We start from the raw sequence: 24,480 nt of genomic DNA on the forward strand, positions 1-24,480 counted from the left end.
AAGATAACACTATTGCGGTGTGGTGATGTACTGTGTGTCTCACACTAGTGTCACACTTCTGTTTAAGCAACCACTACAGCATGGTTATGTCGTCTGGTTTGGCAGGAAGCCCAGTGCTGCAGCCTTTTCCAATGCAGTTATCTCTGATGTTGGCAGCCACCAGTGTTTATCAATAGGTGACCATCTGGCTCCTAAGCTTTTTGCCTCGTCCTTTCTGGCATAAGGAACTACCAAGGCCACCCGTTCAGTATGGTCTACCTGTTGATTGCTCGCGGATGGCTGTTTTTTGTGCCGTTTCTTGTTAAGTTCATCTAGTGCCGCCAATGCTCTGGGGTCATCTAGAGGCCTTAGCGTCACGGTGCCTGCCCAGCTTGGAGTGGACCACTTCCGCCATGTCTTGTATGTGCCTGCGGCCGAAACTGTAGCCAGTTCATCCTTCAATACCCCATCTAATGAATACACATCCATTAGCACCGATGGGTTACCAAAGTATGGGGGAGGGGCAGTATAGTCTCCTACTGCGACTATGCGTGCACAGGTTTGACCCCAAGTAGTGCGTCTGATCCACAGGCCCGGTCCCGAGTGTTCCTTTATCATCTCGAATATGTTCTGTTGGGTGCTTTCCCGCCAATCATCTGTGCTCAATTTTCGATGCCTCAATTGTTCTATTCGCTACTGTTCATAATGTAGTTTGGAATGAACTGGAGTAGGTGGTTGGTCCAATGTTGAAGCTGGGTATCGTGCTAACACAGGTAATAGCAAGGTCTCGCAAGACTGATGGTACTTTTTTTTGATGATCAAACTATGTGCGACCTAGTATTCGAGGCAGCCTATCAGAGTTGGTTGTGGGACAGCGTTTGCTGTTGTTTCTCTAATTACAGAACTTTGCCGGGATAGATGATGAGAATTATTATAAAACAAATAGATATGAGGTACTACATACTTTATATACATAGTCTATAACTGATGATGTTGATGCGGGCCAACTTATCCATACGGTTTGTGTATTGGTCTACTGTGTATTATTTTGTTTGATTTAGTTGTTATACAAAGTGGTCGAATACTATCGGCTGTATATCCTTTTGTACGTCCAATGTATATACATGAGTTGTGTAATTTATATAACGTTAAACACATTTACTACTATGCAACGCAGCAACTACATACTGTGATTATGGATACTACAATTCTCTAAAATTGCTGGGTACGTATATACTATAGATGTACAGACTTTCATGTCCGTTGCTACATCGGATTGTGATCTATTGAATAACCTTGCAGAGGCAGACAGATCACACATTCGGTAAGTGAAATCTGAAATACAACCTTGTCGCGGCAGACAGATCACGCTTTTGCAATCTATCATTTCGGTTATTCGCTCAACTGAGGGAGGGCTTTAGCTGTACCGAAAATGGACAACATTTTCTCCTACCTACTAAACAGCTTTTCGCGTGCCCCTACACTTGGGAAACTCCACGCAACCCCAGAAGGCGTTACCCGTTCTACGATTAGTTCGTTCGACCATATTGGCGCCGCATCGCGGGCAAGATCTTCCTATTCGTGCAACCGGTTTGTCTGTCGAGCTTTTGACCTTGGCGGCAGTCTTTCTCTGCAGATTTTCCAGGTGTTCCTTCTGCGTCTCCCTGCCGTTTTCTAAGGCTGTGTTGCGTAGTTTCGTGACGTACGCGGTCACTTGTGCTTCCGAAAGTACAACCTGCTTCTCAATTGCAATTAGCCTGCCGAGGTCTTGCAGTCCCCAAGCGACGTTTTCTGGCATCGCCGTTTTGGGTTGGGCCGAGCCTGTGAACACCACAAAGTTGTACAATAGACTTTGCTCAATACCCAGGATGACTTGGACAGCTTTCACGTGGGCATAGTTCTGCCGAAGTGGATTTTGAAAACTGCGGCGCTTGCCACCTTTTAGCACTTGGGTCCAATTTCGTTGGTCGGAACTGCCAAAAATCCAACCGGACATATTCTTTGTCTCAATAACAAAGATGCCATAGCGAGAAATCAGGAGATGGTCTATCTGAGTGGTGCCACCGGCTACGGGAAGCGTTAAATCGGACAAGACCTGATAGTCTTTTTCGTTCAATACTGATGTGAGTGCTGAATGCACCCGACGTTCACCTCTGGCGCCTTTTCTTTCAGGTGTATTGTAACTTGCTTCAAGTGCCCAAAAAGCGGATTTCAACAGGAATTTTAGCATAGCAATTCAAACTATTCCTTTGTCGAAGTTGACCTAAAGTTGTACTGCTGCGCACCAGGCTCGGAATTTGAATGGACATTTTGTTACTTTGGTTTTTTGAAGGTCGACCGCTTGTTAGCAGGCGCCAGAAGGTTGTTAGATTATGACAAATTTGGTGCTCCTAAGTGCAAAAGAAGATAGATTGTTTTGGGCAATTCGCACCAATTAAGAGCCTTTATACATCTTGAAGAAAAGCTATTGTCGCGCACCAAGTATGCGATACACGGACGCCCGACCTATACCCAACCTACGAGAGATTTCTGTAGCGCCGATCCCTTCACTCGCAAGAGCAATCACATCGCCCGACTTTGCCTTTGCCGTGGGTTTGCGACCCTTGTACTTACCTGCAGCCTTTGCTTTAGCAATTCCTTCCCGCTGACGTTCCAGCATAATCTCTCGCTCAAACTCGGCAACGCTTCCCAATAGGTTTAACATCAGCTTGCCTTGAGCAGTTGAGGTGTCGAGGTTCAATCCCATGACTGTTAGATGCGCCCCAACGCCCTCAAGTTGACCGCGGATTTCCATTAGGTGGGCCATAGAGCGTGCAAGGCGGTCCAGTTTGGTGACTACTAGGTGATCGCCCTCTCGGATGAAATTCAGCGCCTCTGTGAGCTTCTCACGCGCTCTCACATCCACTGAGGATACCTGTTCGGTGAATACCTTCTCGCACCCGGCTAGTTCCAGTTCCCGTAGTTGAGCATCAAGTCCAGCCGTTTGATCCAAAGTGGAAGTCCTAGCATAGCCAACAAGCATGATCTTTTCCGTCTCTCAAAGTCTTAGATATTGAGATACATACGGTCTCAAAAGTCGAAGTCAATATCTGTGAGACACACTTTTCTTGTGGGCCAGTTGTGTCGCTGGGGCAGGGCCTAGTGAGAAAACCAATACCGAAAACATTCAATTATAGGTTGTGAATGTTGACCTTCTACTAGACAGTGCCGCTATGAACACTTGGATATTTCAAACCAACCCCGATCACTATGACGTAGACAGCCTCTTGGCTTCACCGATCAGAATAATTCTATTCACAGCAAGGCAAGGTGCGTCGCGAATGATGCCAGGAGACACCGTTTACCTGTGGCGCTCAAAGGGGAAGAGCGGGGCAGTGTCCGGCATTATCGCAAAAGGGCGCCTGCTTGACACGCCATCTATGCGAGTTGACGACAGCGAAGGGAGCCAATTTTGGATAAATCCAGCTGAAGCCAAAGAACCCGGCATGAGGATAAAGCTGCAGATCGAAGAGGTTGCCAACAAAAAGGAAATCATACAGCGCGAATGGCTGACGCAGGACCCAGTCTTAAGTGATCTAACTATTCTCAAGATGGCGAATAGCTCGAACTACTCTGTCCAAGGTGAGCATTTAGAAAGGATCAATTCTCTTTGGGCGCACACCGGCGTGGCCTGGACCAGAGCGGAAAGCTTAGCCGCACTTCACACGTACCAAAAAACGTATGGAGGCAAGCTTTCACGACTGCCCGGTTCTCCAATTGCGGAAACCTCCGCCCTGATCGGAAGGGCAATCGGAGGGGTCTACAACAAAGTGCTTAACTTCCGCCATTTAGACCCCAGAGACCAGCGGGCAGGGCTTTCCGGAGCCGGAGAGGTAGATAGCCAAGTCTGGAATGAGTTCTATGACGTTTCTAGTGGAGAGATCGACACGGATGCCCTTGAGCTTGAGTATCAAAGACTTTGGGAAAAGCCTGCTTTGCAGGAGCATACCAGTTTCAATACAGTTTCTGAAACAGAGGTAGCTAACACCAAAGGAAGCTACCGTCCTGGCCCAGCGCCTAGACCCGGTGAATACACCACTATAGTTGAGAAAGCGGATGCGTACCTGGTTTATGTCCTGGAGCTTAGTAACAAGAAAGCGGTCAAGGTTGGGATGTCTAGCGACCCCAATTCTCGCCTAAGCGACTACAACCACAAGATCATTCCTGAGATCACTGGGCTAACCTGGAAACTCGCTTTTACACACCAATTCAAGAGTGTCGAAGATGCCGTCGCCGTTGAGCAGAAAGTCATAAAAAAATTCTCGCAAATGCAGCTTCCGAGTAACGGAGAGGTGTTGAAGGGCGTGTCTGCGATGGATGTCCAGTTAGAAGTAATAAAGGCGGCACGTGCACAAGAAGCCGTACCTTCTTAAAGACATTGCTCGCATATCGACTTGCACTCAACTTTGGCGGCAGTAAGTTTCCCAAAACGAACGGAGGGAACATGAAAAAAGTAGAGATTTATAAGCGGGTAAAAGGTCCAATGGACAACTATGAGGACTGGTATTACCTGCAGGCTGATGAAGAAAGCTTCTTTAGCGTGCTCCATGAGTGGAGCCATGTAAGCCCCAATCTCAAGACCAATACCGGGTCGAAGCAGTACACCATTGAAGACTTCCTTGCTAGCTCGGATGTGCACACCGGGGCACAAGCTGCGGTCCGAGAAAAGATGCGTAGCCGTTAAAGCTCCAAAGCAACAAAGTGTACTAAGTGTGGCGCGCCTTGTTCAGGCAGGACGCGCGCCACCCTATGGGGGAATTGAGTTTGGCCATACCATTAGATGCCCCCTTGAAAAAATGTGTCGCAAAATCTCGTTGGCTCCATACCGGAATACCAATTCATTAACGCTATCGCCCTTATTCCTATTGGTAGCCAGCGATGTGGCGGAGCGACAAGTCCTTGTGCGTCACCTTGCACACCGCCTCGTAAAGCACTGGTAGGGGCACAATGCCGTCGCCATAGCGTCCTGCCATGCCGGTTAACGCATGACCCAAGAGGATGTCATTGATGTCAGGGTTCACCCCGGCATGACGACATGCGTCTTTGAAGGTGTGGCGGAAGGAATGGAACGAAGTCTTGCGCGTCTTTGCGCCAATGCTTTTGATATAGCGGCTAAAGTCCTTGCTGGCCTGCTCTGAGTGGTAGCCCATGGCCCCGACTTTTAGCTCCGGGAATACCCGCGTTCGGCCCACGTCCCGTTGTGATTGAACGAAGCGTAAGAAGCCAAGGCGGACTAACTCGGGATGTATGGGAACGATCCTGCTTTTGCCGAACTTCACACGTTGGTCTTCGTCGCCCTCGTGGACCCGGATTAGGGGTATGCCATCTTCTTGGTCGATGTCTTTAACGCTCAACTGGCACAACTCGTTCAGTCGTGCGCCAGTCCATAGGCCGAGTAGCGGAAGCCAGTACCAACTGGTGTCGCAAAGGTCTGTATCTCCCGGCACTGTGCGAAACCGCCTAGATTTGCATCCGGTGTAGAGAGGGCTGTTGAAGATGGTTTGCAGTTGCTCTTTGCTGAATGGGTCGTGTTGGTTTCTGGCATTGTTGTTGTCAAGTATCTTCATTGGCCCAAAGATGTCTGCAACCTCTTCGTCCAACTGCTTGTTCGCCCAATTCCAAGTTGTCTGTAGTCTTACCAAGGCTTTGTTAATCGTGCCAACAGATAGGGTTGGTAGATTGAGACCCTTGGCGGTTTGTATGGCCTCTCTGGCAGGTAAGCCAATCGTTTGCGGTAGTTTGTTCCTATTGGCAGGAAGCTCAATGAGGGCATTCTTAAAGTCGCGCGCGTCAGATTTGTTATAGTCTAGAACCGGGCGGTCGCCCTGCAATTCGATGAACAAGCCTGTCCAAGACTTGTAGTCGTTCACCAGCTTGGCTGACCATTGATCGGTTCGCTCGGCCTCCGCTTTTCTCTCAGAAAATAGGGTGGACAGTAGCGGGCTTGAAAGCGTCTCTGGGGGCTTCTTAGCAGCTTTGGTGGGGACGGTGTCGGAGCTTCGTGGGGCGCTTTCTGGGGCGCTATCAGGCGTGCTGGGTGGCGCGCTGAAATTGTATGCCTCGAAGGTCTTGTTGTGCTCCAGCATTGCTTCATGAAAGCCGATCCAAGCCCTCCGAATTTCATCAAGAATTGCCCACTGGGTTTTGGCAGGTTGCTTCTGGGGGACGCCAGATGCATCGCAAAAGGATTGGTACTGCTGGGTTGCGTAGCCCTTCTGCATCATGCCCCAGAAGTCTTCGTTGTCCGCCTCATGAAGACGGATGGTGTCAGCTATGCGTTCTTTCTCTAGTTCGGTATAGGGACCGAGTTCATCTCTACGTGCCTTTGCCTTCTTTAGTACTTCCGTGAAGTGCTCATGCACCTTTGTGCGCAGTTCGCCGTGGTTCATGCCCGATGCTTCTATGTGCTTTGTTATTGTGTCGCCGCACACTGCAAGACGCCGTGCCAGAGTACCAGCCTCTTTAGGGCATCTTGTGCGCAACGACACCCGAAGGGTCCTACGTATAGTGTTTGGTCTAGTGCAGTGTTTTCGTGTCGTGTCGGGTATTGGCCAACGGAAGTAATATATGCCGTGTCTGGACAGAGAGAGATATGCATGCAGCTTCATTTTGTGTCACACCTGTGTGTCACACTGCTCTAATGCATACTATCTAGTTGTATTGTTAGGTTTTGGTGGAGCCTAGGGGAGTCGAACCCCTGACCTCTTGCATGCCATGCAAGCGCTCTCCCAACTGAGCTAAGGCCCCTTTCCGGTACCGCCTGTGCGGTGGACGGACGTTTATGAAACGACGTGCGCGAGTGCAAGACCAAAAAATCGGATTCGGCGAAAAAAGATGCGCGGCGCACGGGGCGCATCGGGGCGCGGGGCAGCCTGCGCCGCCCCGGCCGGATCACGAGTCTTCGTCTTCCGACGCGACGTCGGTGATGTCGTCCAACGAGACGTTGTCTTCGTCGTCGTCCTCAAGCAGATCATCGTCCAGATCGACATCGACTGCGTCATCATCGTCCAGCAGTTCGTCATCGGACGAGGCTTCGCGCGCCTTGACCGACGCTGCATCTTCGGCGTCGGCTGCGATCATCCGGCTTTTGCCGGTTTCCAATTCCACGATCTCGCCGGTGTAGGGGCTGATGATCGGGTCCTTGTTCAGGTCGTAAAACCGTTTGCCAGTGGTCGGACAAACGCGCTTTACGCCCCATTCTTCCTTGGGCATGTCAATTCCCCTTGATATCAGGTGAGTCGTATCAACGATTCAGGTCACCTGCCACATGCGGCGGGTACTGTCAAAGCCTTTGCGCCAAGGAGATCGCACCATGGGGCGACATTCATTGCCCGGACAGCCTCCCGTTGCGCTGACCTTGCGCAAATCGGCGCGGGCACGCCGCATAAGCTTGCGGATTTCCCAGTTGGATGGCCGGGTTACGTTGACTTATCCGCAGGCTGTGTCCGAATCCGAGGCGATCGGCTTTGCGCGCTCAAAGGAGGACTGGATCCGCCAGCATCTGGGCGCGCGGCCCGTTCCGGCGTCGGTCGGCTTCGGGGAAACCCTGCCGGTCGAAGGTGTGCCAAGGCGAATCGTGCCGGCGGAGGGGCGCCGGGTCAGTTTGCACGCCGATCAGGTTGCGGTGCCCGAAGGGGCCGAAGCGCGGCGCCTCGCCCGCTTTTTGAAAGAGCTGGCGCGTGATCGCTTGACCGAAGCCTGCGACGACTATGCGGCCATGCTGGGGCGGGGCTACTCCAGTCTGACGATGCGCGATACACGGTCGCGGTGGGGGTCGTGCAGTGCAGCGGGAGGGTTGATGTTTTCGTGGCGGCTGATTCTGGCGCCCCCCGAAATCCTGCACTATGTCGCGGCTCATGAGGTCGCGCATCTGGCCGAGATGAACCATTCGGCGGCGTTCTGGGCGCAGGTCGAGCGGCTTTTTGGGCCGTACAAAGCGGCCCGGCACTGGCTGCGCGACAATGGGGCCGAACTGCACCGTTACAGGTTCGATGCGCCCGCCGGTTGACGTCACGGGGATTTGTGATCACATGAGGGCATGTTGACCACCCGCAGCTCCGACTCCCAGATCGCGACCCATGATCAGGTATACCGCGCCTTGCGGTCTCGAATCATGCATGGAGAAATCCCGCCCGGTCAGGCGCTGACGTTGCGCGGCATCGGCAAGGAGTTCGGTGTGTCCATGACGCCGGCGCGCGAAGCCGTTCGCCGTCTGGCCGCCGAAGGGGCGCTGTTTCTGTCCAACTCGGGTCGGGTCTCTACGCCCGAACTCAGCAACGACCGGATCGAAGAATTGGCCGCGCTGCGGGCCCTGCTGGAGGTCGAGCTGGCCAGCCGTGCGCTGCCTCGGGCGCATATGGCTCTGATCGACCGGTTGCAGAGCATCAACATGACCGTGGCCGAAATGGTGACCAAGCGCGATGCGGTCGGCTACATCCGAACGAACCTCGAGTTTCACCGCACGCTTTATCTGCGGGCGCAGGCTCCGGCCATGCTTGCGATGGCCGAAACAGTCTGGCTGCAGCTTGGTCCGACCATGCGGGCTCTTTATGGCCGCCTGCGACGGACCGAGCCGCCGCATTACCACAAGCTGATCATCGCCGCTCTGAAGGCGGGGGACGAACCGGGTTTGCGGTTGGCGGTGCGATCGGATGTGACCCAGGGTCTGCGCCTGCTGGTCAGCTGAGCGGGCCTTTGCTCAAAGTGCGAAATCCAAACGGGCGGCGGTTGCGAAGCTAGCCTCAAGCCATTTGCTGCGCTACGCTGCTGCCAACAACAAACAAGAGCAGATTTCAGCCATGATCAATCGAAGGACATTCTCACTGGGCCTCGGTGCAGGTTTCCTAAGCGCCTGCGCGGGCGGGTCCGCGCCAACCGGAACAACCGCGTCGCGAATGCGGGCAGTGCCCAATGCCGGATGGGATTCCTGGGTTGCAAGTTTCAAGGCGCGCGCGGCTGGGCAGGGTATTTCGCAAGCGACGATCGACCGGGCGTTTCAGGGTGCCGGGTACCTACCAGATGTGATCGAACGCGACCGCAACCAGGTCGAGTTCAAGCGCTCGCTCGAAGCCTATCTGGCCATCGCCGCGTCAGACGAGCGGATCAGTACCGGCAAGCAGATGCTGCAACGCCACAACTCCACCCTCACGCAGATCGAGTCGCGCTATGGGGTGGACAAAGAGGTCGTGGTGGCGGTCTGGGGGCTGGAAAGCCGCTATGGGCAGCGGCGGGGCGATGTGCCCGTGATTTCGGCCCTTTCCACGCTGGCCTATGACGGGCGTCGCGGGGCGTTCTTTGAAAGCCAGTTGATTGCGGCGTTGAAGATCCTTCAGAACGGTGACACGTCGCCGGCGAACATGACCGGCAGCTGGGCCGGTGCCATGGGGCATACGCAATTCATCCCGACCTCGTATCTGGCCTACGCCGTGGATTTCACCGGAGACGGCCGACGTGACATCTGGTCCGACGATCCGACGGACTCGTTGGCTTCGACAGCCGCCTACCTGTCCCGGGCGGGTTGGGTGCGAGGCCAGCCTTGGGGAGGTGAGGTCGGATCTGCAGCGGCAAATTCGGGCACACCGGTAGCAATTCTGCAGCCGCAGAAACCCGGGCCGCGCATAGCGGTGTTTCGCAATTTCCAGGTGATCAAACGCTACAACAACTCGGACAGCTACGCGATCGGGGTCGGGCACCTGTCGGATCGGATCGCCGGTGGCGCACCCTTTCAGGCGTCATTCGGGCCCGACGAAACCGGCCTGACGCTGGAAGATCGCAAAGAGTTGCAGCAGCGTCTGACTGCTGCCGGGTATGACACCCAAGGCGCTGACGGGGTGATCGGCAAGAACACCACCGCGGCCATCACCGCGTATCAGCAAGCCAAGGGCCTGCCCGTTACGGGCGTGCCCTCGGTCAGTTTGTTGCGCTCATTGGGTGGCTGACGGATCAGGCCGCTAGGCCTTTGGATCCGAGGTCCAGGAACTTCTGACGCCGGTCCTTGATCAGCGCGGCGGCATCCTTGCCGTTCAGTTCCTTCAGCATCTTGGCGATCGCCTTGCCCACGGATTCGATCGTGGCCGGGCGGTCGCGATGTGCGCCACCTTTGGGTTCGGGGATGATCAGGTCGCAGACGCCCAGCTTTTGAAGGTCCTGCGCGGTCAGGCGCAGCGCCTCGGCGGCCTCGCGCATTTTTTCGGCATCTTTCCACAGGATCGATGCGCAACCCTCGGGCGAAATCACCGAATAGATCGAGTGCTCCAGCATCGCCACCCGGTTGGCCGTGGCAAAGGCCACCGCGCCGCCCGAGCCGCCTTCGCCGATGATGACAGACACCAGCGGCACACCGATTTTCAGACACATCTCGGTTGAACGGGCGATCGCTTCGGATTGCCCGCGTTCTTCGGCGCCCTTGCCTGGATACGCGCCGGCGGTATCCACCAAGGTGATCACCGGCAGACCAAACCGACCAGCCATTTCCATAAGGCGTACGGCTTTGCGATAGCCTTCGGGGCGGGCCATACCGAAGTTGCGCTCGATCCGCGATTTGGTGTCCGAGCCTTTTTCATGGCCGATCACCATCACCGGCTGGTCGTTGAACCGTGCCAGGCCGCCGATGACCGCCAGATCGTCTGCAAAATTGCGGTCGCCAGCCAGCGGGGTGAATTCGGTGAACAGGGCCTCGACATAATCCTTGCAGTGCGGACGTTGGGGGTGGCGGGCTACCTGGCATTTCCGCCAGGGCGTCAGGTCCTTGTACAACTCGTCCAGCAGCTTGGCCGCCTTGGCGTCCAGCGCTGCGGCTTCGTCCGCTACGTCCATCTCTTCGTTGGCGCGGGCCAGGGCGCGCAGCTCTTCGGCTTTGCCTTCAATCTCGGCCAGCGGTTTTTCGAAATCCAGATACTGGGTCATGACGCCTCTCAACGCGAAAGTTCTCCGCTATATGACCCGAGGTCGCCCCGGATGCAACTCGGCACCGTATGTCAGGGTATGTTTCCCTGCGCGTGGCGAAAAGGTACGCGGGCCGGCGACTTCAGCCCGGCCACAGCACCGGGTACAACGAAATCACCAGAAGAACCGCCATCGACCAGTTGAAAACGGTCAGGCGTCGCCGGTTGGTCAGCACGCGCGCCATCTGCTGGCCCAGAACCGTCCAGGTGCTCACAGATGGCAGGTTCACGCAGCCGAATACAATGGCAACCAGCGCAATGGCTTGCAGGGTCTGGCCCGGGGCATAGGCGGTCGTCGCCGTCAACGCCATGGCCCAGGCTTTGGGGTTCACCCATTGAAACGCCGCCGCCTGCAGAAACGTCATGGGTCGTCCGGCGTGTCCCGGGCCCTTGGCAGGAGCCGCATTGGCAATTCGCCACGCGAGGAATAGCAGATAGGCCACCGACGCGATTTTGAGGATCACGTGGCTGAAGGGATAGGCTTCGAACACCTGCACCAACCCTGCGCCGACCAACAAAACCATCAGCATGAAACCCAGGCCGATACCCAGCATATGGGGAATTGTTCGCCGGAACCCGAAATTTGCCCCTGAGGCCATGAGCATCAGATTGTTCGGCCCCGGCGTGATGGACGAGACAAAGGCAAAGGCGACCAGCGCAAGTAGAATGTCGTAAGTCATGGCGCAAAGATCGCCCAGGTTTGGTCAAATGAAATTGCGATTTCGCGCTCGATTACATAAAGCTTGCAACAAATGGTGAATATTGACCTCAAGAATCAGCAAATATTGCAAGAGCTGGCCCGGAATGGCCGGATCAGCAACCTTGAACTGGCGGACCGTGTCGGGCTTTCGCCGTCAGCCTGTCTGCGCCGGGTTCAAGAGCTTGAGCGGTCGGGCATTATCAGCGGGTATCGCGCCGTTTTGAACCCTGCGGCGATGGGTGTCGGTTTTGTCGCCTATATCGGCGTCGGACTGGGTGAGCATACAAAGACCGCCCAGGAAGGTTTTGAAAAAGCGGTGCAATTGGCGCCCGAAGTGGTCGAATGCCACAACATCACCGGTACGATCGAATACTTGTTGCGGGTGGAATGCGCCGACCTGTCGGCCTACAAGACCTTCCATACCGACGTATTGGGCACGTTGCCCCATGTCACCTCGATCACGTCCTACGTGGTCATGGGATCCCCGAAAGACCTGAGGGCCTGAGCTTGAACCCACTGCCGCAAGGACCTTGCAGGCATATGTATCCCGGAATATCGTCAGCCTGAAAGCGCCAGAAACTCGGCATCAGATCGAACAGGGCGCGATGTCAGGGAGACACGATCATGAGTTTTGTTCGGACAGGCGTACTGGCGGCCGTGATGGCGATTGTCGCCGGTGCCGCATTTGCCGCGCCTTTGAAATTGCAGCCCGCCAACCCGCAGCCCAATCCCAAGGCGGGGTTGAACGTGAAATATGTGGGGCAGGGTACTCAGAGAAAGATCCGCGATCTGAGCCAGGCCAAAAGCGTGTTGTCCAAGGCCAAGCCGGGCAAGCCACTGCGTGGGTTGGACTATGCCGACACCAACAAGGGCGAGCCGGTTTTGACATTCACGGACCCCTACAATGTTGCCGCTGAAATCACCGGGTACATGCGCTTTGATTCTCCGGGCATTTACGAGCTTGAAACCTGGTCCAATGACGGGATCGAGGCCTATGTCGGTGGCCAGCAGATCGGCCGTGTCACCGGGATCCAGGGGTGCGAAGCCAATCAGCGCACCGAGGTCGAGGTTCCAAAGGCGGGCTGGTACCCTCTGAAGATCATCTATTTCCAGAAGCTAGGAACGTCCTGCCTGATGATGAAATCCGGCAAGCAGGGTGAAAAGTTTACCTGGACACCAAACAACGTGTTCGGCCGCTGAGGCCAACCGAAGTCAGGAAAAGGCGCTCGAAACGAGCGCCTTTTTTTGAAGCCCCCATCAGCCGTTTGCAGCGATCAGTTCGGCCTGCGCCACGATTACCTCGGCCTGTTTGATCGAGGCGATGTCGACCAACCGCCCCTTGTAGACCGTGGCGCCTTCGCCATTGGCCTTGGCTTGCTCCATCGCGGCTATGATCTCGCGCGCTTCGGCCACCGCCTCGTCCGACGGGGTGAAGACCTGATTGGCCAGCGCGATCTGCTTGGGGTGGATCGCCCATTTGCCGACCATGCCCAGCGTCGCCGAACGGCGCGCCTGCGCGATATAGCCTTCGTCGTCCGAGAAGTCGCCGAACGGCCCGTCGACCGGCAGCACCCCATGGGTGCGGCAGGCGGCCACGATGGCAGCCTGTGCCCAGTGCCACGGGTCCGTCCAGTATTTCTGGCCCTCGCGCAGCATGTAGTAGTTTTCCTGCGTGCCGCCGATTCCCGTGGTCTGCATCCCCATCGAGGCGGCGAAATCGGCCGCGCCCAGACTCATCGCCTGCAGGCGCGGGGAGGAGGCCGCGATTTCCTCGACATGGGCGATGCCGGCGGCGGATTCGATGATGACTTCAAAGCTGATGGGTTTGGTGCGGCCCTTGGCGCGTTCGATCGCAGTGACCAAGGCGTCAACCGCATAGACATCCTCGGCGCAGCCTACCTTGGGGATCATGATCTGATCCAGCCGGTCGCTGGCTTGTTCCAGTAGGTCAACGACATCGCGGTACCAATAGGGCGTATCCAGCCCGTTGATGCGCACCGACATGTACTTGTTGCCCCAATCCACGGTGTTCAGCGCCTCGATCACGTTGGCGCGGGCGGTGTCCTTGTCGGACGGGGCCACCGAATCCTCGAGGTCGAGGTTGATCACGTCCGCGGCCGAGGCGGCCATCTTGGGGAACAGCTTGGTGTTGGATCCGGGGCCGAACAGCTGACAGCGGTTTGGTCGCGCCGGGGCGGCGGGTTGGATATGAAAGCTCATCGGCACCTCGCTGAGTAATGAAATTGCGATTTCAGTTGGCAATTGGGTATTAAATTGCGCGACCCTGCGCAAGCCTGATTGTGCAGTTGCGGCAATGCTATTGCAGAAAGCTGTGCGCAGCCCCCGGAACGCGGCGGTCAAAGTTTCATCGTTTTGAAAATTTCGAAGCTTTTTGCGCCGTTCGGGGGAATCTTGCAAAATTCTCCGGTCGAGGTGCGGGAGGTCGGAGGAAAACGAGAAACGCTCGTTGACGGCCTTCAATAGGTTGGGGCGGAAGAAAAGGAGAGCGCGCGATGATCGAGACACCGTATCTGTTGTTTTTGGGCGATGCCCCCGACCAACTGGCCGCCAAGGTCGCGATCGGCATTCGGGACTGGCGCCCGGAAAACGCCGTGGGTCAGCTGCGGATGGAGGGCTGCAAGGCCGATCTGGGTCTGACCGACATGACCCTGGCCGAAGGCAAGGCCGCCGGCGCCAAGACACTGGTCATCGGTGTCGCGAACCGCGGTGGCGTCATCAGCCAGGCCTGGAAAGAGGTCCTGATCGCCGCGCTGGAAATGGGCTATGACCTGGCCTCGGGCCTGCACAACCTGCTGCGCGACGAAGGCGATCTGGTGGCCGCGGCCCAGACCCATGGCTGCACGCTGCATGACGTTCGCGTGCCCACGGTGGGCTACCCGATCGCCAACGGGCGCAAGCGCAGCGGCAAGCGCTGTCTGGCGGTGGGCACCGATTGTTCGGCGGGCAAGATGTACACGGCCATGTCGATGGATGCCGAGATGCGCAAGCGCGGGATGAAATCGACCTTCCGCGCCACCGGCCAGACCGGCATTCTGATCACCGGGCAGGGCGTTCCGCTGGACGCCGTGGTGGCCGACTTCATGGCCGGTTCCGTCGAGTACCTGACGCCCGAGAACGATCCTGATCACTGGGATCACATCGAGGGGCAGGGGTCGCTGTTCCATGTCTCGTATTCCGGCGTGACCATGGCTTTGATCCATGGCGGTCAGCCGGATGCTCTGGTTCTGTGCCACGAGCCGACCCGCACCCATATGCGCGGTCTGCCGGAATATTCCCTGCCGTCGCTGGAGCAGCTGCGCGACACGGCCCTGCCTTTGGCGCGCGTCGCCAACCCCGCCTGCCAGGTTGCGGGTGTTTCGATCAACACACAGCACCTGAGCGAGGAGGACGCGAAAGCCTACATCGCCAAGGTCGAGGCCGAGATGGGCCTACCGGCGACCGATCCGTACCGGTTCGGCGCGGGCAAGCTGGTGGACGCGCTGGCCGCGATGTGATCCAACCGGGGCGCCGATGGCGGGGATACCTGCCTCCGGCGCTGGAAACTGCAAAGACAGAGGAGTGGGCGCGTGCAGATCGACGTCTCTCGTGATGTGTTCCGGCTGGCGCAGGTGTTCACCATCTCGCGCGGGTCGCGGACCGAGGCCAAGGTACTGACGGTGCGCCTGACGGATGGGGCGCATCAGGGTTGGGGTGAATGTGTGCCCTATGCCCGGTATGACGAATCGCTGGAATCGGTCGAAGCCGAGATCCGCGGCCTGCCCGACGCGTTCACGCGCCAGTCGCTGATGGACCTGCTGCCCGCCGGTGCCGCGCGCAATGCGGTGGATTGCGCCCTGTGGGACCTTGAGGTCAAGCGGGCGGGCAAGCGCGCCTGGGAACTGGCCGGCCTGCCCGCGCCCAAGCCCGAGATCACCGCCTATACCTTGTCGCTGGACACGCCCGACGCCATGCGGGCGCAGGCGGCGAAGAACGCGCATCGTCCGCTGTTGAAGATCAAGCTGGGCACGCCCGACGACATGCCTCGGCTCGAGGCCGTGCGGGCTGGAGCGCCCGACGCCAGAATCATCGTGGATGCCAACGAGGGCTGGACGGCCGAGGTCTATGCTGATCTGGCGCCGCATCTGGTGCGGCTGGGCGTCGCGCTGGTCGAACAGCCGCTGCCCGCCGGGGATGACGAGGCGCTGATCGGGCTGGAGCGCCCGGTGCCGGTCTGCGCCGACGAGAGCTGCCACGATCGTGCCAGCCTGCCCGGGTTGAAGGGCAAATATGACGTGATCAACATCAAGCTGGACAAGACCGGCGGCCTGACCGAGGCGCTGGAACTGCGCCGCGGGGCGCAGGCCGAGGGCTATGGCATCATGGTGGGTTGCATGGTCGGCAGCTCTTTGGCGATGGCGCCTGCGACACTGGTGGCGCAGGGCGCGCTGGTGACGGACCTTGACGGCCCGCTTCTGTTGGCCGAAGACCGCGACACCCCGCTGGTTTTCGACGCGGCCGGAGTACACCCGCCGCAGGCGGCGCTCTGGGGGTGACGCGCTGAGGCGAGGAATGGGCGCAGCCCAAGGACGAGAAGGATATGACATGACCCGCACCGTTTACGTGAACGGCGAATACCTGCCCGAGACCGAAGCCAAGGTCTCGATCTTCGACCGAGGCTTTCTGATGGCGGATGCCGTCTATGAGGTAACCAGCGTGCTGGACGGCAAGCTGATCGATTTCGAGGGTCACGCGGTGCGCCTGAAGCGGTCTCTGGACGAATTGCAGATGGCCGAACCCTGCAGCAAGGACGAGCTGCTCGAAATCCACCGCAAGCTGGTCGAGTTGAACGGCATCACCGAGGGGCTGGTCTATCTGCAGGTCACCCGCGGCAGCGACGGCGACCGCGATTTCGTCTTCCCCTCGGCTGACACCAAGCCGACGCTTGTGCTGTTCACCCAGAACAAGCCCGGGCTGGCTGACAACCCGGCGGCGAAGAAAGGGGCCAAGATCATCTCGATCGAGGATATCCGCTGGGGCCGGCGCGACATCAAGACGGTGCAACTGCTGTACCCGTCCATGGGCAAGATGATGGCCAAGGCCGCAGGGTGCGATGATGCCTGGATGATCGAAGACGGGTATGTCACCGAAGGCACCAGCAACAACGCCTATATCGTCAAGAACGGCAAAATCATCACCCGCCCGCTGTCAAACGACATTCTGCACGGGATCACCCGCAAGGCGGTGCTGCGCATGGCAGCCGAGGCGCAGATGGAAGTCGAGGAGCGCCTGTTCACGATCGACGAAGCAAAAGAGGCCGACGAGGCCTTCACCACCTCGGCCAGCGCTTTCGTGATGCCGGTGGTCGAGATCGACGGCGTAGCGCTGGGCGACGGCACGCCGGGCCCGATCGCCAAGCGGCTGCGCGAGATCTATCTGGACGAAAGCCTGAAGGCAGCGATTTGAATGCAAAGGCCCGCCGATCTGGCGGGCCTTTGCGTTATGGTGTCAGTCTTTTTTGCCCACGTTCTCTTCGAACGCGACCTTGAAGGCGGCCTGTTTTTCGGGGCTGGCCGCGGTCTGGTATTTGGATTTCCACTCATCCATGGTCATGCCATAGAAAATTTCGCGGGCTTCGCCCTTGCCCATTTCGATGCCTTTTTCATTGGCCGCCTCTTGATACCACCGTGCCAGGCAGTTTCGGCAGAACCCGGCCAAGTTCATCATGTCAATGTTCTGAACGTCGGTGCGGTCCTGCATCAGGTGTTTCTGCAGACGGCGGAAAGCGGCGGCCTGAAGTTCGATCTCGGTCTGGGGGTCCATGGTCGGGCTCCGGTTTGAAGGGATTCGATCCAGACCTAGCAAGCCCGAGGCCATTGCACAACGCGCGCCGGTTCAGACCAGCTTGAGGGCAATCCAGGGCATCAGGCAGAAGATCAGGGTCAGTATCTTGTAGTTCGCAAGATACTTGAAATAGGCCTTTCTGACCTCGGCCTTTTCCATCTGGAACATGCGGCCGTGAATGGCAGCGATGCGGTCCTGCAGGGCCACCACCATCAGGGTCGACAGCAGCAGGACCGCAAAGTTCAAAACGGTCATCCAGCCGAAAAAGGCTGTCAGGGTTTCAGGTGTCATGACGGCCTCCTTTCACCCCGAAAAATGGGGGCCGCCCGCGCGCCGCGCAAGAGGACAGGCGTCGTTTGGTCGCGGATTTTCCAGCGTTACAGCCCGCTTGCGGCCAGCGCGTCCTGCAGGATCGGCGCCAGCCGCTCGGCCCAGGCGCGTTGCCCGGAATGATCGGCGATCAGGTCGTTGCGCAGCTCGATCAGTGCGTTGGGACGGCCAAAAGCGGTGGCGTGCCGGTCGATCGCATCCCCGGGCAGTACGCCGGTATAAGGTTCGTTGACGCCGACGCACAGATCCTCCTCGGCCCGCAGCCGGTCGATCAGCGGGGCCGAGAACCGCTCGTCTGCGGTGTGCAAGATACCGACATGCCAGGGGCGCGGCGGGCGGCCCCGCAACTGGCGCGTGAAGGAATGCATCGAAACGATAACAGCGTGGGGCAGCGCGGCCGTCTTGGCCAGCGCCTCGTGATAGGGGCGATAGCACAGGTTCAGGCGCCGTTCGCGTTCGGCGGCGTCGGCGTGACGGTTGGCTGGAATGATCGACCCGTCATACAGTTTCATCAACAGCGTCGGGTCGTCCTCGCCCCGGTTCGGGTCGATCACCAGCCGCGAGAAATTGGCCGCGATCACCGGCGCGTTCAGGATCTCGCCCAGATGTTTTGACACCTCGTAGGCGCCTACGTCATAGGCGATGTGGCGCTCCATGTCCTCACGCGGAAGGCCTAGGTCGCCGCCGTTGATCTGCGGCGGTACGGTGTTGGTGGCGTGGTCGCACGTGATCAGCCAGCGGGACGGGCGATCCGCCCCGTGCACATAAAACGGAGTGTATGTCATGAGCCTGTCATCTAGTTTGCCGCAGGTGTAGGACAGTTGCCTCGGAAAGGGAATTGCGCAATAAGCAAACCGACCATTGTTTGCGGTAACATTCGACCATCAAGGAGAGCAAGATCGATGCGACGCCTGAGAAATGTGAAAATCGTGGCGACGCTGGGCCCGGCGTCCAACGACTATGATATGATCCGTGCTCTGCACGAGGCCGGCGCCGATGTTTTCCGCCTGAACATGAGCCATGGCAGCCACGACGAAATCCGTGAGCGCCACCGGATCATCCGTCAGATCGAAAAGGATCTCGACAGTCCGATCGCCATTCTGGCTGACCTTCAAGGCCCGAAGCTGCGGGTCGGTGTGTTTGCGAATGATGCAGAAGAGTTGGTCGAAGGTGCCGCGTTCCGTCTGGATCTGGACGAAACTCCGGGCGATGTCAGCCGGGTCTGCCTGCCGCATCCCGAGATTTTTCAGGCGTTGGAAGCGGGGGCGCATCTGCTGGTCAACGACGGCAAGATCCGGCTTGTGGTTGAGAAATGCGGCCCCGATTTCGCGGATTGCAAAGTTGAAATCGGCGGGACCATCTCGAACCGCAAGGGTGTGAACGTGCCCGACGTAGTACTGCCGCTGGCGGCCCTGTCGGAGAAGGACCGGGACGATCTGGAGTTCGTTTGCCAGCTGGGTGTCGACTGGCTTGCGCTAAGCTTCGTGCAGCGGGCCAAGGACGTGTACGAAGCGCGCGCCCTGGCCGACGGCCGCGCCGCCATCCTGTCCAAGATCGAAAAACCCGCCGCGGTCGAGGCGTTCGACGAAATTCTCGACGCATCGGACGGCATCATGGTCGCCCGTGGCGATCTGGGGGTCGAACTCCCGGTCTCGGCCGTGCCTCCGATTCAAAAGCGACTGGTCCGCAAGTGCCGCGCCGCCGCCAAGCCGGTGATCGTTGCCACCCAGATGCTGGAAAGCATGATCGAAAGCCCGATGCCCACCCGCGCCGAGGTGTCGGACGTCGCCACCGCCATCTATGAGGGAACCGACGCCATCATGCTGAGCGCCGAGTCGGCCGCGGGCTCGTATCCGATCGAGGCCGTTCAGACCATGAACAAGGTCGCGATCGAGGTCGAAGCCGACCCAACCTACAAACAGATCATCGACGCCTCGCGCCAGACCAAGGGAACGACCGTTGCCGACGGTATCGTGGCCGCGGCCCGTGAAATTGCCGAAAAGACCGACATCAAGGCGATCTGCTGCTTTACCCAAAGCGGTACCACCGCACTGCTCACCGCCCGCGAGCGTCCCGGTGTCCCGATCATCGCCATGACGTCGCTGCGGGGCACCGCGCGGCGTCTGTGCCTCAGCTGGGGCTGTCACTGCGTGATGACGCCCGAGCTCGAGCGGTTCAAAAGCGCCGTGGTCAATGCGGCGCGCGCGGCGCGTGCCAGCGGGTTTGCCGGCGCCTCGGATCAGATCGTGGTGACCGCCGGTGTTCCGTTCAACGTGCCAGGCTCGACCAACATCCTGCGCGTCGCCCCCTGCGACGAGCGTCTGATCTACTCGACGGATCCCGAATAGGATCAGCCACCCGGTCCGCCGGGTCTTGCTTTGGCGCCGACAGGTTCTTTTACGGTCTCCATCACCGTGAAAGAGCTTGTCTGGTGTATCCCCGGAAGCTTGTTGATCTTGTCGCCCAAAACCGTTCGGAAATGCGCGATGTCCCGTGTCCGCACGGTCAGCATGTAGTCGAATGATCCGGCGACCATCAGGCAGGTTTCGATTTCAGGTACCCGTCGCACGGCCTCGTTGAAACGATCCAGCGAATGTTCGGCTGTGGCCGTCAGCGAAACCTGCACCACCGTCAAGTGCCCCAGCCCCAGCCTCTCCTTGTCGATCACCGCACTGTAGCCGGTGATGTACCCGCTCTTTTCCAGCCGTTTCACCCGCTCGGAACACGGCGTGTTGGTCAGGTTTACTCGGGCCGCCAGTTCGACTATTGGCAGGCGTCCATTGGCCTCAAGCTCGGCCAATATCCGTTGATCGATCTTATCCAAATCCCTGTCCATCAGGCAATTTCCCTGCGTTTTTGAGGTCTGGCGGCATATTTTCCTGAAAATAGACCGAAAAAATCTCCTTTTCCTAGTGATTTTTCCTGATACTTGACCGAAGGGCAGTCTTGTAAAACGAGTTCCAGGTTCCGGCTGCCCTGCCGGGGGCACGGGCCCCGGCCAAATCAACAAAAACGGAGGAACGAGATGACAACGAAAATTGTCATAGGACTGGACGGGACAGAGACCGGGGATCGCGCGGTCGGCTTTGCCAAGGATCTGGCAAGTCGGATTGGATCGTGTGAACTGCTGGTTGCCTATGTCATCGAATGGTCGCCCTATACTTTCCAGACTCCCGAGGAGAACGCCCTGCGGCACAAGCGGCGCGAGGAGGAGATCGCGCTTGCCACCAGCCGCGTGGTGGAACCCGCCGTCGAGGCCCTGAAGGCCGCAGGCTTCAGCGCCCGCGGTATTGTCCGCCATGGCGATGTGGCCGAAACGCTGAACGCGATCACGGTCGAAAACGGCGGATCGCAGATCGTCGTGGGACGATCCTCGGCTGACGGCATCAAAAAGCGAATCTTCGGCAGTTCGACCCAGAATCTGGTCATGCACGCCGACGTTCCGGTCACAGTCGTGAACTGACGGGAGGAGCAGACATGAAATCGATCAAAACCCTGGGCCTGTCCGGTGCGGCCGCGGCCCTGCTGGCCAACCCCGCATTTGCGCAGGAGGCCCCCGGTCTGGATGAAAAGATCAACCAGACCTTCGCGAATCTGACGGGCCCCTTCGTCAGCTTCATCTTCGCACCTTTTCCGGGGACGAGCTTTCCCTGGATCGTGATGTGGCTGGTCGTGGCCGCGACGGTGTTCACGCTGTATTTCGCCTTTGTGCAGATGCGGTTCTTCAGCCATGCGATCAGCCTGGTCAAAGGTGACTATTCCGACCCCAACGATGCGGGCGAGGTCAGCCACTTCCAGGCGCTGGCAACGGCGCTGTCCGGTACGGTCGGCCTGGGCAACATCGCGGGCGTCGCGGTGGCCGTCGGCATTGGCGGACCCGGTGCGACCTTCTGGATGATCCTCGCCGGCCTTCTGGGCATGGCGTCGAAATTCACCGAATGTACGCTGGGTGTGAAGTACCGCAACGAGTACGAAGACGGCACCGTTTCGGGCGGCCCGATGTACTATATGTCCAAGGGCTTTGCCGAACTGGGTCTGCCCGGCGGCAAGATCCTGGCGGTCCTGTTCTCGATCTTCTGTATCCTTGGCGCGCTGGGCGGGGGCAACATGTTCCAGGCCAACCAGGCGCACCAGCAGATCGCGGGTATCGTCGGTGACTATCCCGGTTGGATCACCGGCCTGGTCTTCGCGGCCGTGGTGTTCATGGTCATCGTGGGCGGCCTGAAGTCGATCGCCCGCGTGACCGAGAAGGTCGTGCCGTTCATGGGCGTCCTGTATGTCGCCACTGCGCTGGTCATCATCATCATGAACGCCGACATGATCGGCTGGGCCTTCGGTCAGATCTTCGCTGGTGCCTTCACCGGTCTGGGTGTTGCCGGCGGCATGGTCGGTGCTCTGATCCAGGGCTTCAAGCGCGCCGCATTCTCGAACGAGGCAGGCGTTGGCTCGGCGGCCATTGCACACTCGGCTGTCCGCACCAAGGAACCGATCACCGAAGGCTTTGTTTCGCTGCTTGAGCCGTTCATCGACACCGTGGTGATCTGCACCATGACCGCGCTGGTGATCATCATCACCCAGCAGCTGGTGATCGACCCGGCAACCGGCCTGTACGTGCTGAACGAAGCCGGCACGGCGATCGCAACCGTGGATGGCAACTCGGGCGTCAGCCTGACTTCGGCCGCCTTCGGCAGCGCCTTCAGCTGGTTCCCCTACATCCTGGCCATCGCGGTGATCCTGTTCGCCTTCTCGACCATGATCAGCTGGTCCTACTATGGCCTCAAGGCCTGGACCTACCTGTTCGGCGAGGGTCACACCAAGGAGCTGGTGTTCAAGATCATCTTCTGCGTCTTCGTGGTGATCGGGGCTGCGGCCAACCTGGGTCCGGTCATCGACTTCTCGGACGCGGCGATCTTTGCCATGGCCGTGGTCAACGTCTTTGCGCTCTACTTCCTGATGAAAGTGGTGCGTCAGGAACTGGCCTCGTACAGCGCGCGACTGAAAAGCGGCGAAATCCGAAAGTTCGCCGACTGATGACACCAACCGGGGCGGCACCGCTGCCCCGGTTCCCGACCCCGGTGCAAAAAGCATCCGAACGGGTCAAAAACCCCTTGCCAGCATGACCGAACTTGCGTAAACGGCGCATCTGATCGCGCGACCGGCCGATGTGGCATGCCGAGTCGCGTTTCGTACCGAACCCTGAAAGGAGACGGAAATGCCCAAGATGAAGACAAAATCGAGCGCCAAGAAGCGCTTCAAGGTGACCGCGACCGGTAAGGTCATGTCAGCTCAGGCCGGCAAGCGGCACGGCATGATCAAGCGGACCAAAAAGTTCATCCGCGACGCCCGTGGCACCACCACCCTGTCCGCCCCCGACGCCAAGATCGTCAAGGGCTACATGCCCTACGACCGCTAAGAGGAGATACCGATATGTCCCGCGTTAAAGGTGGAACCGTAACTCACGCCCGTCACAAGAAGGTCATCAAGGCCGCCAAAGGTTACTATGGCCGCCGCAAGAACACCTTCAAGGTTGCCCGTCAGGCCGTCGACAAGGCCAACCAGTACGCAACCCGCGACCGCAAGAACCGCAAGCGCAACTTCCGCGCCCTGTGGATCCAGCGCATCAACGCCGCTGTTCGTTCGCATGACGAAGCTCTGACCTATTCCCGCTTCATCAACGGCCTGAACCTGGCCGGTATCGAAGTGGACCGCAAAGTCCTGGCTGACCTGGCCGTGCACGAACCGGAAGCGTTCGGCGCGATCGTCGCCAAGGCACAGGCCGCTCTGGCTGCCTGATCCTCTTTCGAGAGACAGTGAAAGAAAGGCCGTCCCGTTCGGGGCGGCTTTTGTGTTACGAAAGGCGCGTTCCCAACAGTTCTTTGGCCTTATTGGCAATAGCCTGTGCGAATCCGCTTTCAACTTCAGGGGCCAGCCTTAGATGGATATCAGTCCCTCCTGCGCAAAACGATGGTTTTGACAGCCCTGGACGTTCCTTCAGACCAGTTGTCTTACGTAAGTCGACGTATGGGAAGTTTCTTGCCTGAGCTGCCTCGCTCAGAGCCGTGGTAAGCTGAGTGTTGAGCTGACGGTGAACGTCGGTTGTGATCTTACGCAGACGCAGGGCCCGCACCACCTGCCGTTTCATAAGCCCGAGTTCCTGATGAAGATTTCTGGCGACCATTCGGTGCAAGGCCGCCGTTTCGTGCAGTGTCGAAGTGTTCAGTCCCTTTATTAAAAACGGCCGACCATCCGCGACATCTTTGCAGGCGTCAAGATAGGAACCCAATTTAGCAATCCGCGTCTCAAGAGCGCTTTCCAAATTGATAGAATCGCGCAGGGCAACGAAGTAGCAGCTTAGTTCAGCGTCAACTTGCCCGAAGCCAAAAACTAAAAAGTCAGGGTTCAGGCGCTTTATTGCTTTGCTTGCTTGCACAAAAGGCGAGTTTTGATGATCCTTTTGTCGAAATCCAGCAGCGGTAGCGCCTTTTATGCTCAATAGGTGGGTCGCCTTGAAACCGGGTACTTCGGCGGGACAAAGGCGGCCATACTTAAAACGAGAGTTTTCAGGCTTTGAGCCGATGAGACGAGTGTGTGAATCCCCGATGCACAATAGGGCAGACATGGCAGGCCTTGGGACAAATTACATGTTTG

The 24,480-nt window shown here is 58.1% G+C and carries 28 protein-coding genes, 1 tRNA gene and 1 pseudogene; 15 read left to right on the forward strand and 15 right to left on the reverse strand.

The window, feature by feature from the left end; all coding sequences use genetic code 11:
- Nucleotides 1-84 precede the first annotated feature (84 nt).
- The 3 genes from GOW72_RS17585 to GOW72_RS17595 all read right to left on the reverse strand — a co-directional run bounded on the left by GOW72_RS17585 (nt 85) and on the right by GOW72_RS17595 (nt 3,001).
- A complete protein-coding gene (locus GOW72_RS17585) occupies nt 85-468 on the reverse strand; it encodes a DUF5710 domain-containing protein (protein WP_170367820.1) in 384 nt (127 codons plus the stop codon).
- A gap of 967 nt (nt 469-1,435) precedes the next feature.
- Nucleotides 1,436-2,209: a nuclease-related domain-containing protein gene (locus GOW72_RS17590; protein ID WP_170367822.1), complete on the reverse strand. Its 774-nt coding sequence runs from the start codon at nt 2,207-2,209 to the stop codon at nt 1,436-1,438.
- A gap of 234 nt (nt 2,210-2,443) precedes the next feature.
- A complete protein-coding gene (locus GOW72_RS17595) occupies nt 2,444-3,001 on the reverse strand; it encodes a recombinase family protein (RefSeq protein WP_170367824.1) in 558 nt (185 codons plus the stop codon).
- A 190-nt stretch (nt 3,002-3,191) separates the two neighbouring features.
- Here GOW72_RS17595 and GOW72_RS17600 point away from each other — a divergent pair, with 190 nt between their 5' ends.
- The gene (locus GOW72_RS17600) at nt 3,192-4,391 is read left to right on the forward strand and encodes an EVE domain-containing protein (RefSeq protein ID WP_170367825.1); all 1,200 of its coding nucleotides are present in this window, start codon (nt 3,192-3,194) and stop codon (nt 4,389-4,391) included.
- A 71-nt stretch (nt 4,392-4,462) separates the two neighbouring features.
- A complete protein-coding gene (locus GOW72_RS17605; protein WP_170367828.1) occupies nt 4,463-4,702 on the forward strand; it encodes a hypothetical protein in 240 nt (79 codons plus the stop codon).
- Between the two features lie 178 nt (nt 4,703-4,880).
- Here GOW72_RS17605 and GOW72_RS17610 read toward each other — a convergent pair whose 3' ends face one another.
- The 4 genes and pseudogenes from GOW72_RS17610 to GOW72_RS17620 form a co-directional block, all read right to left on the reverse strand.
- Complete coding sequence (locus GOW72_RS17610) at nt 4,881-6,407, reverse strand: site-specific integrase (RefSeq protein ID WP_170367829.1); 1,527 nt, start codon at nt 6,405-6,407, stop codon at nt 4,881-4,883.
- A 51-nt stretch (nt 6,408-6,458) separates the two neighbouring features.
- Nucleotides 6,459-6,626: pseudogene (locus GOW72_RS19140) on the reverse strand (DUF6538 domain-containing protein); the annotation flags it as partial.
- A 63-nt stretch (nt 6,627-6,689) separates the two neighbouring features.
- Nucleotides 6,690-6,765: transfer RNA gene (locus tag GOW72_RS17615), tRNA-Ala, on the reverse strand.
- A gap of 144 nt (nt 6,766-6,909) precedes the next feature.
- Nucleotides 6,910-7,230, reverse strand: a complete 321-nt coding sequence (locus tag GOW72_RS17620) for a TIGR02300 family protein (protein WP_170342794.1) — start codon at nt 7,228-7,230, stop codon at nt 6,910-6,912.
- A gap of 100 nt (nt 7,231-7,330) precedes the next feature.
- On the opposite strand from GOW72_RS17620, the gene GOW72_RS17625 reads away from it, so the two are divergent.
- The 3 genes from GOW72_RS17625 (at nt 7,331) to GOW72_RS17635 (ending at nt 9,956) form a co-directional block, all read left to right on the forward strand.
- Complete coding sequence (locus tag GOW72_RS17625) at nt 7,331-8,026, forward strand: M48 family metallopeptidase (protein WP_244952479.1); 696 nt, start codon at nt 7,331-7,333, stop codon at nt 8,024-8,026.
- Between the two features lie 30 nt (nt 8,027-8,056).
- Nucleotides 8,057-8,704: a GntR family transcriptional regulator gene (locus tag GOW72_RS17630; RefSeq protein ID WP_093965127.1), complete on the forward strand. Its 648-nt coding sequence runs from the start codon at nt 8,057-8,059 to the stop codon at nt 8,702-8,704.
- 112 nt (nt 8,705-8,816) lie between these two features.
- The gene (locus GOW72_RS17635; RefSeq protein ID WP_170367833.1) at nt 8,817-9,956 is read left to right on the forward strand and encodes a lytic murein transglycosylase; all 1,140 of its coding nucleotides are present in this window, start codon (nt 8,817-8,819) and stop codon (nt 9,954-9,956) included.
- A gap of 4 nt (nt 9,957-9,960) precedes the next feature.
- Here the strand turns inward: GOW72_RS17635 and GOW72_RS17640 are convergent, their stop codons facing one another.
- The gene (locus GOW72_RS17640; protein WP_170367835.1) at nt 9,961-10,923 is read right to left on the reverse strand and encodes an acetyl-CoA carboxylase carboxyltransferase subunit alpha; all 963 of its coding nucleotides are present in this window, start codon (nt 10,921-10,923) and stop codon (nt 9,961-9,963) included.
- A 121-nt stretch (nt 10,924-11,044) separates the two neighbouring features.
- Nucleotides 11,045-11,641 carry a LysE family translocator gene (locus tag GOW72_RS17645; RefSeq protein WP_170367837.1) on the reverse strand — a complete coding sequence of 199 codons (597 nt, stop codon included), beginning with the start codon at nt 11,639-11,641 and terminating at the stop codon, nt 11,045-11,047.
- A 72-nt stretch (nt 11,642-11,713) separates the two neighbouring features.
- On the opposite strand from GOW72_RS17645, the gene GOW72_RS17650 reads away from it, so the two are divergent.
- Together GOW72_RS17650 and GOW72_RS17655 are read left to right on the forward strand one after the other, a co-directional pair.
- Complete coding sequence (locus GOW72_RS17650; RefSeq protein ID WP_170367839.1) at nt 11,714-12,166, forward strand: Lrp/AsnC family transcriptional regulator; 453 nt, start codon at nt 11,714-11,716, stop codon at nt 12,164-12,166.
- 119 nt (nt 12,167-12,285) lie between these two features.
- A complete protein-coding gene (locus tag GOW72_RS17655; RefSeq protein ID WP_170366169.1) occupies nt 12,286-12,861 on the forward strand; it encodes a PA14 domain-containing protein in 576 nt (191 codons plus the stop codon).
- Between the two features lie 57 nt (nt 12,862-12,918).
- Here the strand turns inward: GOW72_RS17655 and GOW72_RS17660 are convergent, their stop codons facing one another.
- Nucleotides 12,919-13,881 (reverse strand): L-malyl-CoA/beta-methylmalyl-CoA lyase, encoded by a 963-nt coding sequence (locus GOW72_RS17660; protein ID WP_170367841.1) that lies wholly within the window; start codon nt 13,879-13,881, stop codon nt 12,919-12,921.
- Between the two features lie 293 nt (nt 13,882-14,174).
- On the opposite strand from GOW72_RS17660, the gene dgcN reads away from it, so the two are divergent.
- The 3 genes from dgcN (at nt 14,175) to GOW72_RS17675 (ending at nt 17,124) form a co-directional block, all read left to right on the forward strand.
- On the forward strand, nt 14,175-15,176 hold the full coding sequence (dgcN, locus tag GOW72_RS17665; RefSeq protein ID WP_170367843.1) for an N-acetyltransferase DgcN: 1,002 nt from the start codon (nt 14,175-14,177) through the stop codon (nt 15,174-15,176).
- A gap of 72 nt (nt 15,177-15,248) precedes the next feature.
- Nucleotides 15,249-16,214, forward strand: coding sequence for an N-acetyl-D-Glu racemase DgcA (dgcA, locus tag GOW72_RS17670; protein WP_170367845.1), 966 nt, complete (start codon nt 15,249-15,251; stop codon nt 16,212-16,214).
- Between the two features lie 49 nt (nt 16,215-16,263).
- Nucleotides 16,264-17,124 (forward strand): D-amino-acid transaminase, encoded by an 861-nt coding sequence (locus GOW72_RS17675; protein ID WP_170367847.1) that lies wholly within the window; start codon nt 16,264-16,266, stop codon nt 17,122-17,124.
- Nucleotides 17,125-17,166: 42 nt separating this feature from the next.
- On the opposite strand, the gene GOW72_RS17680 is transcribed toward GOW72_RS17675, so the two are convergent.
- The 3 genes from GOW72_RS17680 to GOW72_RS17690 all read right to left on the reverse strand — a co-directional run bounded on the left by GOW72_RS17680 (nt 17,167) and on the right by GOW72_RS17690 (nt 18,617).
- Nucleotides 17,167-17,481, reverse strand: coding sequence for a DUF1244 domain-containing protein (locus GOW72_RS17680; RefSeq protein WP_170367849.1), 315 nt, complete (start codon nt 17,479-17,481; stop codon nt 17,167-17,169).
- A 72-nt stretch (nt 17,482-17,553) separates the two neighbouring features.
- Nucleotides 17,554-17,793: a DUF6868 family protein gene (locus tag GOW72_RS17685; RefSeq protein WP_005981131.1), complete on the reverse strand. Its 240-nt coding sequence runs from the start codon at nt 17,791-17,793 to the stop codon at nt 17,554-17,556.
- Nucleotides 17,794-17,879: 86 nt separating this feature from the next.
- Nucleotides 17,880-18,617, reverse strand: a complete 738-nt coding sequence (locus tag GOW72_RS17690) for an N-formylglutamate amidohydrolase (protein WP_170367851.1) — start codon at nt 18,615-18,617, stop codon at nt 17,880-17,882.
- 117 nt (nt 18,618-18,734) lie between these two features.
- Between GOW72_RS17690 and pyk the strand changes: the two genes are divergently transcribed.
- Complete coding sequence (gene pyk / locus GOW72_RS17695) at nt 18,735-20,180, forward strand: pyruvate kinase (protein ID WP_170361425.1); 1,446 nt, start codon at nt 18,735-18,737, stop codon at nt 20,178-20,180.
- A 2-nt stretch (nt 20,181-20,182) separates the two neighbouring features.
- On the opposite strand, the gene GOW72_RS17700 is transcribed toward pyk, so the two are convergent.
- Nucleotides 20,183-20,668, reverse strand: a complete 486-nt coding sequence (locus GOW72_RS17700) for an Lrp/AsnC family transcriptional regulator (RefSeq protein ID WP_093965149.1) — start codon at nt 20,666-20,668, stop codon at nt 20,183-20,185.
- A 189-nt stretch (nt 20,669-20,857) separates the two neighbouring features.
- Here GOW72_RS17700 and GOW72_RS17705 point away from each other — a divergent pair, with 189 nt between their 5' ends.
- From GOW72_RS17705 to rplT, 4 genes are all read left to right on the forward strand, one after another.
- Nucleotides 20,858-21,295, forward strand: coding sequence for a universal stress protein (locus GOW72_RS17705; protein WP_093965150.1), 438 nt, complete (start codon nt 20,858-20,860; stop codon nt 21,293-21,295).
- Nucleotides 21,296-21,309: 14 nt separating this feature from the next.
- Nucleotides 21,310-22,863 carry an alanine/glycine:cation symporter family protein gene (locus GOW72_RS17710; protein WP_170367854.1) on the forward strand — a complete coding sequence of 518 codons (1,554 nt, stop codon included), beginning with the start codon at nt 21,310-21,312 and terminating at the stop codon, nt 22,861-22,863.
- 181 nt (nt 22,864-23,044) lie between these two features.
- On the forward strand, nt 23,045-23,245 hold the full coding sequence (gene rpmI / locus GOW72_RS17715; protein WP_039523697.1) for a 50S ribosomal protein L35: 201 nt from the start codon (nt 23,045-23,047) through the stop codon (nt 23,243-23,245).
- Between the two features lie 14 nt (nt 23,246-23,259).
- Entirely contained in the window at nt 23,260-23,625 is a 366-nt protein-coding gene (gene rplT, locus GOW72_RS17720) for a 50S ribosomal protein L20 (RefSeq protein WP_093965154.1), read from the forward strand.
- 55 nt (nt 23,626-23,680) lie between these two features.
- Here the strand turns inward: rplT and GOW72_RS17725 are convergent, their stop codons facing one another.
- Nucleotides 23,681-24,451, reverse strand: coding sequence for an SGNH/GDSL hydrolase family protein (locus GOW72_RS17725; protein ID WP_170367856.1), 771 nt, complete (start codon nt 24,449-24,451; stop codon nt 23,681-23,683).
- Nucleotides 24,452-24,480: the final 29 nt, after the last annotated feature.

Origin of the sequence: Ruegeria arenilitoris (assembly GCF_013032855.1) — a bacterium.
GTDB classification, from domain to species: Bacteria; Pseudomonadota; Alphaproteobacteria; order Rhodobacterales; family Rhodobacteraceae; genus Ruegeria; species Ruegeria arenilitoris.

Coding starts and splice junctions, on each gene's coding strand:
- GOW72_RS17585 (WP_170367820.1), bottom strand. CDS start 468: ATGGATGTGTATTCATTAGATGGGGTATTGAAGGATGAACTGGCTACA.
- GOW72_RS17590 (WP_170367822.1), bottom strand. CDS start 2,209: ATGCTAAAATTCCTGTTGAAATCCGCTTTTTGGGCACTTGAAGCAAGT.
- GOW72_RS17595 (WP_170367824.1), bottom strand. CDS start 3,001: ATGCTTGTTGGCTATGCTAGGACTTCCACTTTGGATCAAACGGCTGGA.
- GOW72_RS17600 (WP_170367825.1), top strand. CDS start 3,192: ATGAACACTTGGATATTTCAAACCAACCCCGATCACTATGACGTAGAC.
- GOW72_RS17605 (WP_170367828.1), top strand. CDS start 4,463: ATGAAAAAAGTAGAGATTTATAAGCGGGTAAAAGGTCCAATGGACAAC.
- GOW72_RS17610 (WP_170367829.1), bottom strand. CDS start 6,407: ATGAACCACGGCGAACTGCGCACAAAGGTGCATGAGCACTTCACGGAA.
- GOW72_RS17620 (WP_170342794.1), bottom strand. CDS start 7,230: ATGCCCAAGGAAGAATGGGGCGTAAAGCGCGTTTGTCCGACCACTGGC.
- GOW72_RS17625 (WP_244952479.1), top strand. CDS start 7,331: ATGGGGCGACATTCATTGCCCGGACAGCCTCCCGTTGCGCTGACCTTG.
- GOW72_RS17630 (WP_093965127.1), top strand. CDS start 8,057: ATGTTGACCACCCGCAGCTCCGACTCCCAGATCGCGACCCATGATCAG.
- GOW72_RS17635 (WP_170367833.1), top strand. CDS start 8,817: ATGATCAATCGAAGGACATTCTCACTGGGCCTCGGTGCAGGTTTCCTA.
- GOW72_RS17640 (WP_170367835.1), bottom strand. CDS start 10,923: ATGACCCAGTATCTGGATTTCGAAAAACCGCTGGCCGAGATTGAAGGC.
- GOW72_RS17645 (WP_170367837.1), bottom strand. CDS start 11,641: ATGACTTACGACATTCTACTTGCGCTGGTCGCCTTTGCCTTTGTCTCG.
- GOW72_RS17650 (WP_170367839.1), top strand. CDS start 11,714: ATGGTGAATATTGACCTCAAGAATCAGCAAATATTGCAAGAGCTGGCC.
- GOW72_RS17655 (WP_170366169.1), top strand. CDS start 12,286: ATGAGTTTTGTTCGGACAGGCGTACTGGCGGCCGTGATGGCGATTGTC.
- GOW72_RS17660 (WP_170367841.1), bottom strand. CDS start 13,881: ATGAGCTTTCATATCCAACCCGCCGCCCCGGCGCGACCAAACCGCTGT.
- dgcN (WP_170367843.1), top strand. CDS start 14,175: ATGATCGAGACACCGTATCTGTTGTTTTTGGGCGATGCCCCCGACCAA.
- GOW72_RS17675 (WP_170367847.1), top strand. CDS start 16,264: ATGACCCGCACCGTTTACGTGAACGGCGAATACCTGCCCGAGACCGAA.
- GOW72_RS17680 (WP_170367849.1), bottom strand. CDS start 17,481: ATGGACCCCCAGACCGAGATCGAACTTCAGGCCGCCGCTTTCCGCCGT.
- GOW72_RS17685 (WP_005981131.1), bottom strand. CDS start 17,793: ATGACACCTGAAACCCTGACAGCCTTTTTCGGCTGGATGACCGTTTTG.
- GOW72_RS17690 (WP_170367851.1), bottom strand. CDS start 18,617: ATGACATACACTCCGTTTTATGTGCACGGGGCGGATCGCCCGTCCCGC.
- pyk (WP_170361425.1), top strand. CDS start 18,735: ATGCGACGCCTGAGAAATGTGAAAATCGTGGCGACGCTGGGCCCGGCG.
- GOW72_RS17700 (WP_093965149.1), bottom strand. CDS start 20,668: ATGGACAGGGATTTGGATAAGATCGATCAACGGATATTGGCCGAGCTT.
- GOW72_RS17705 (WP_093965150.1), top strand. CDS start 20,858: ATGACAACGAAAATTGTCATAGGACTGGACGGGACAGAGACCGGGGAT.
- GOW72_RS17710 (WP_170367854.1), top strand. CDS start 21,310: ATGAAATCGATCAAAACCCTGGGCCTGTCCGGTGCGGCCGCGGCCCTG.
- rpmI (WP_039523697.1), top strand. CDS start 23,045: ATGCCCAAGATGAAGACAAAATCGAGCGCCAAGAAGCGCTTCAAGGTG.
- rplT (WP_093965154.1), top strand. CDS start 23,260: ATGTCCCGCGTTAAAGGTGGAACCGTAACTCACGCCCGTCACAAGAAG.
- GOW72_RS17725 (WP_170367856.1), bottom strand. CDS start 24,451: ATGTCTGCCCTATTGTGCATCGGGGATTCACACACTCGTCTCATCGGC.